The 1,947-nt window shown below is 64.8% G+C and carries 2 protein-coding genes and 1 pseudogene; all 3 read right to left on the bottom strand.

Annotated features, from left to right (window positions below; all coding sequences use genetic code 11):
- Positions 1 to 1,412 (bottom strand): putative PEP-binding protein (locus tag EN943_RS36750; RefSeq protein WP_164778599.1); only part of this gene is annotated, 1,412 nt, incomplete at its 3' end.
- The gene (locus EN943_RS36745; protein ID WP_127416585.1) at positions 1,396 to 1,698 is read right to left on the bottom strand and encodes an HPr family phosphocarrier protein; all 303 of its coding nucleotides are present in this window, start codon (positions 1,696 to 1,698) and stop codon (positions 1,396 to 1,398) included. The genes EN943_RS36750 and EN943_RS36745, both read right to left, overlap by 17 nt.
- A 22-nt stretch (positions 1,699 to 1,720) precedes the next feature.
- Positions 1,721 to 1,947 (bottom strand): annotated as a pseudogene (locus EN943_RS36740) (PTS mannose transporter subunit IID); the annotation flags it as partial.

Genomic DNA, 1,947 nt, shown 5'->3' with positions numbered 1-1,947 from the left:
ATCAGCCGCAGCACGGCTGGATGACAGACCGAATTGAGATGCGCCACGGCAGCGTTGTCGCGGGCGGCCGCCATGACATACTGGGTGAGGTCATTGGAGCCGATCGAGAAGAAGGCGGCATCAGTAAAGGCTTCCGGCACGATCGCCACCGAAGGCACTTCGACCATGATGCCGAGCGGCGGCATCTTGTTCGCGATACCGCGCGCGGCAAGTGCAGCCTGCTCCTCGGCGAACATTGCCGCTGCCTGTCGGTATTCCTCCACAATGGCGATCATCGGGAACATCACTTTCAGATTGCCGTGCACGGCGGCGCGCAGCAGCGCCCGGATCTGTACACGAAACACCTCGGGTCTTGCCAGCGACAGCCTGATGCCGCGCAGGCCGAGGAACGGATTGCTCTCCTCGACGGTAAGGCCGGGCACCGGCTTGTCGCCGCCGGCGTCGACGGTGCGGATCGTCACCGGCTTTTCGCCAGCCCACTCCAGCACCTTGCGATAGGCGCGATACTGCGTCTCCTCATCCGGCAGCGTCTTGCCGAACAGGAATTCGGTGCGCATCAGGCCGACGCCGTCGCAGGTCGCGATGTCGATGCGGTCGACCTCGGACGGAGCGGCGATGTTGACCTGCATCCGCACCGCGGTGCCGGCCTTGGTCACTGCCGGTCGCGCCAGGAACGTCCCGGCCCGATCGCGGCGCGCCCGGAATGATGAAGAGGATTGGCGAAAGGCAGTGATTTCAGCCTTGGAGGGTGACAGCACGACGCCGCCATGTTCGGCGTCGAGCAGCGCTGTGCCGGCTAGATGAGCCAGCGAAGTGCCCAACCCGACAACCATGGGCACGCCGCGCGAGCGCGCCAGCATGGCGACGTGGCTCGCCGTGCTGCCCGCCTTCAGCGCTATGCCGCCGCCGCCGCTCCAGTCGGTTTCGAGGAAGCGCGTCGGCGCGATGTCCTCGCCATAGAGGATGGCACCGGCTGGTGCCTGGACGTCGCCATCCTCGGACAGCGCCCGCAGCACCTGGTCTCTGATGTCGCGTATGTCGGCGGCACGTGCGCGGAAATAATCCTGGTCTGAAGCATCGTAGCCGGCAGTCTCAGTATCAAGCGCTTGCCGCCATGCTTTGTCGGCTGGCAGGCCGGCGCGGATCGCGGCAAAGGCCGGGCTGCTCAGCGCATCGTCTTGCAGCATGGCGATCTGAAACTCGAGAATGTCGGCGGCATCGCCCTCGGCCATCTCGATCAATGCGGTGAGACGGCCTGTCGCGACGGCGATTGCGGTTTCGAGCGCGGCCTTCTCGTCGTCGGCTGTTTCTTTGCCGACATAGGGTGCGGCAATCCGGTCGAGGTCGAACAGCGGTCCTTCGGCATAACCGGCCGAGGCCGAAATGCCTTGCAACCTAAGCGGTTCGGACATGGTCCGCGCCTTCATCGAAATCGCGCCGCACCAATTCGACCAGCGCGTCGACGGCGTCATTGGCGCCCTCGCCGCTGGCCCTGATGTGCAGCACGGTGCCTTTCGGCGCCTTGGCCGCCATCACCTTGACGATGCTCTTGGCGTCGAACCATGGTCCGTTGGCAGCCAGCGCGATTTCCACCTCGGCGGCAAAGCTCTTGGCCAACTTGGTGAACTTCACCGAAGGACGCGCGTGCAGGCCCACATCGTGGGTGATCACAACGGTCGCTTCGGCGGATGCGGACATGTCTTTCAAAATTCCCGTTCGTTCACGAGGGCGACAATTCATGCGCCGTCGCCACCACTTCCCTGAGCGAGGCGCCGCCGGAGGCCTCGGTCGCCGCCATCACCGCGCCTTCGACGATCGGCGCGTTGCAGACGATGATCTTTTGCGAGCGTGGCTCGCCGATCATCTCTACCGCCATTTCCGAGTTGGTCTCGGCCCCGCCGAGATCGACCAGGATGGCGACACCGGCTTCCGACCAGACCTTGTCGA

This window comes from Mesorhizobium sp. M7A.F.Ca.US.006.01.1.1, from assembly GCF_003997935.1.
Taxonomy (GTDB): Bacteria; Pseudomonadota; Alphaproteobacteria; order Rhizobiales; family Rhizobiaceae; genus Mesorhizobium.
This window is presented reverse-complemented; position numbering and strand designations above follow the sequence as displayed.